The sequence below is a fragment of the Anaerorhabdus sp. genome (assembly GCF_036641015.1).
Taxonomy (GTDB): domain Bacteria; phylum Bacillota_I; class Bacilli_A; order Erysipelotrichales; family Erysipelotrichaceae; genus Anaerorhabdus.
In genome coordinates this window covers 17,296-20,647 of the sequence record NZ_JAVWFO010000019.1, presented here as the reverse complement: position 1 = coordinate 20,647, position 3,352 = coordinate 17,296, and the positions used below count along the sequence as shown (strand labels likewise).

The window sequence follows — 3,352 nt, the reverse complement described above, 5'->3', positions numbered from 1 at the left end:
ATCAATTGGTACCCAAACTTGACTATGAAAGTCATCACTAAACGAATTCCCATCACTAAACCATTCTAGTTCTGGACAATCTATTTTTTTCATAGGATAGTTAATCAACCATTCATCTTCAATAAATTTCCAGCAATTTTGAGTCGCTTTAGGTTCTGCCCCATAGCACTCAAATATAGCCCACGATGTAGCTGGAATATCTATTACATCTAAATCATCAATAAACTCATTACTTCTTACCGCAATAATATAATCCGCAACTGATTGTAAGAAATTATAATTAGTATATAAACCAAATAAACCTTTAACTTCTTCTTTGTCCAATTTTATTAATTGCAAATACGTTCCATCCTTAAAACATTGATTCCAATATTCAACTATTTTTTCTATCATTCGATCATCTTGTATAGGTACTTGTATTTTTTTACCTACAAGCCTCATCGGTGGTTTACTTACTATATTCCATGAATATTCTTGTTTAGAAGTCACTTGCATTTTTGGATAAACTTGCAACTGCTGATTTCCACTTTTTGCCTCACGTGGTGTAACGCCATGAAATAATTGAAACGCTTTTGTAAATGAAGTTGGTGAATCATAACAATATTTATAACTTACCTCAGCTACTTTTATATTAGTGTTCTTCAAATCAAAACCCGCTAAAGTTAATCTACGATTTCTAATATAATCCGAGAAACTAACACCTGTAATATATGAAAATACTTTTAGAAAGAAGTTATACGAACACCCCACAATATTCGCAATCTCATCTGGGTCTAATGGTTCTTCAGATCTTTGAAGATGATTTTCCACATAATCCAAAATCTGTTGAAGCTGTTTTTTCCACTGCATAGATTTTCCTTCCCTACATTATATAAATATAATTAGATAAAAAGATATGGAAACATTACCCCATATCTTTACTTCAATGAATTTAAGAACTTTTCAATTCTCTCAAGCGCAACTTTTATTTCATCAATACTATACGCATAAGATATTCTTACATAACCTTCTCCACATTTTCCAAATGCAGATCCTGGTACAACTGCTACTTTTTCTTGGTTTAATAATCTCTCGCAGAATTCATCAGATGATAATCCTGTAGAACTAATATTTGGGAACACATAGAATGCTCCTTCTGGCAAATGACAAGTCAAGCCAATTCGATTTAATCCATTAACGATAAAGTTTCTTCTACCTTCAAATGATTCTCGATGAATATCACAATCTTTATCACCATGTGCCGCTGCTTCAACAGCTGCATATTGACTAATTGTTGATGGACACATAATACAATATTGATGTACTTTATTCATTGACTTAATAATGTCTTTGTCAGCTAGCAAATAGCCCACACGCCAACCAGTCATTGAATATGCTTTTGAAAATCCATTAATTACGATGACTTGTTCTTTTATTTCATCAAAAGATGAGATTGTACAAAACTTTTCACCGTATGATAATTCTGCATAAATTTCATCAGTTAAAACAACTATATCATGCTGTTTAATGATTGGAATTAAAACCTCATAATCTTCTTTATTCATTACTCCACCAGTTGGATTACCAGGAAAGTTAAGAAATAATATTTTAGTTTTATCACTTATGGCTTTTTCTAATGCTTCTTTTGTTAACTTAAAATGATTATCTTCTTTAAGTTCAACAATTACAGGTACTCCTCCTGCAAGTCTAACTAATGGCTCATATGCTACATAACCAGGTTGTAACAATACAACTTCATCCCCCGGATCTAATATTGTTCTCATAACAATATCAATAGCTTCTGATCCACCTACGGTAATCATACATTCATTTTTCCAATCATAACTCACATTAAAGCGGCGGTTATAATATTTACATATTTCTTTTCTTAACTCTGGTAATCCAACATTACTTGTATAGAATGTTTTACCAGCTTTAATTGCATAAATAGCTTCTTCACGAATATGCCAAGGCGTTTGAAAATCAGGTTCTCCTACACCTAAAGAGACTACCCCTTCCATTTGACTTGCCATGTCAAAATATTTTCTAATACCTGAAGGAGGTATTTCTTGAATCAACTTATTTAAATATTTTGTACCACTCATGGTGTCACAATCAATCGGTCAGCTGTAGCTTCATCTTCAGTTAACACTACGCCTTCCACCTTATATTGTTTAAGAACGAAACATGTAATTGTATGCTTAACCCCTTCAATTGGCGCAAGTTTTTGGCCAACAAAATCAGCTACTTCACGCATTGTTTTCCCTTGAATAACAACCATGAATTCACTTTTACCACTCATTAAATATAAACTAGAAACTTCTGGATATTTAGATATTTCGGCAGCAACTGTATCATAACCACATTCACGCTCAGGTTGCGCACCAACTTCAATAATTGCCATACAATGATCGCGATTTGTCTTATCCCAGTTAATGACTGTATGATATCCACAAATAATCTTTTCATCTTCTAAACGACGTTTTGTACGTACAACTACTTCTTCTGTTTCGTTAAGAATATCCGCTAAATCCGTAATTGAAATACGAGGATCATTCTCTAATACATGTAATAGTTTTAATTCATCCATAAAGATACCTCTTTCTTTATTTCTATTTTACCATTACTAACATTGTTTTTAAATATGTAAATAATATTCATTTATGAATAAATGGACTATAATTATATTATTGGTATCGCTTCAACAATACTTGCGGAGGAATAAATCATGAAAGTTAAACACCGCCTACCACTAATCATTGTCCTTATGTCAACTCTTCCAATACTCATTATTGGGGTTATTTCATATTTTTTAATAACTAATTATTCTTTAAGCAACTATAATATGATTTTATCAAATCAGTCTAAAGCTGCCTCTAAGCATCTAGAAGATTTTTACTACGAACAGAGTTCTACTTTAGAATATGCTTCTCAACTAGAAATTAACTCACTTTACTTAGATGCCTATAACAACAATGACATCGACACTGTTAATTCACTACAACAATCTGTTAAAGATATATTAGATGTTACAGTTACAACTAACGACTATGTTGAAGAATCAATTATCGTAGATAAAACTGCTAAAATTTTAGCTTCATCAAAAGCTGACTCAGTTAACAAGTTTATCTACGATGTTTATCCATACGCACCTTATAACGCATCAGAATCATCAACAGATGTATATTACGAAATAATACCAGATGATAGTGTAAAAAAAATTCTAATGTTCGCACCTATTGCTAATGATAGAAATGAGATCGTTGGTGCACTTATTCAAAAAATTAATTTAAATTATATAAATCACTACATCAGAGAATTAAAGATTGGAAGTTCAGGTTATCTATATGTACTTGATTATGATGGCAATACT

General features: G+C 31.7%; 4 protein-coding genes. 1 reads left to right on the top strand and 3 read right to left on the bottom strand.

Annotated features, from left to right (window positions below):
- From RR430_RS04335 to RR430_RS04325, 3 genes are all read right to left on the bottom strand, one after another.
- Nucleotides 1–849: AraC family transcriptional regulator (locus tag RR430_RS04335; RefSeq protein ID WP_332508709.1), on the bottom strand; the 849-nt coding region annotated here is incomplete at its 3' end.
- A 68-nt stretch (nucleotides 850–917) separates the two neighbouring features.
- Complete coding sequence (locus RR430_RS04330) at nucleotides 918–2,084, bottom strand: pyridoxal phosphate-dependent aminotransferase (RefSeq protein WP_332487296.1); 1,167 nt, start codon at nucleotides 2,082–2,084, stop codon at nucleotides 918–920.
- Nucleotides 2,081–2,569 (bottom strand): Lrp/AsnC family transcriptional regulator, encoded by a 489-nt coding sequence (locus RR430_RS04325; protein ID WP_332487297.1) that lies wholly within the window; start codon nucleotides 2,567–2,569, stop codon nucleotides 2,081–2,083. Before RR430_RS04325 ends, RR430_RS04330 begins: the two co-directional genes overlap by 4 nt.
- 138 nt (nucleotides 2,570–2,707) lie before the next feature.
- Here RR430_RS04325 and RR430_RS04320 point away from each other — a divergent pair.
- Nucleotides 2,708–3,352: cache domain-containing protein (locus RR430_RS04320; RefSeq protein WP_332508708.1), on the top strand; the 645-nt coding region annotated here is incomplete at its 3' end.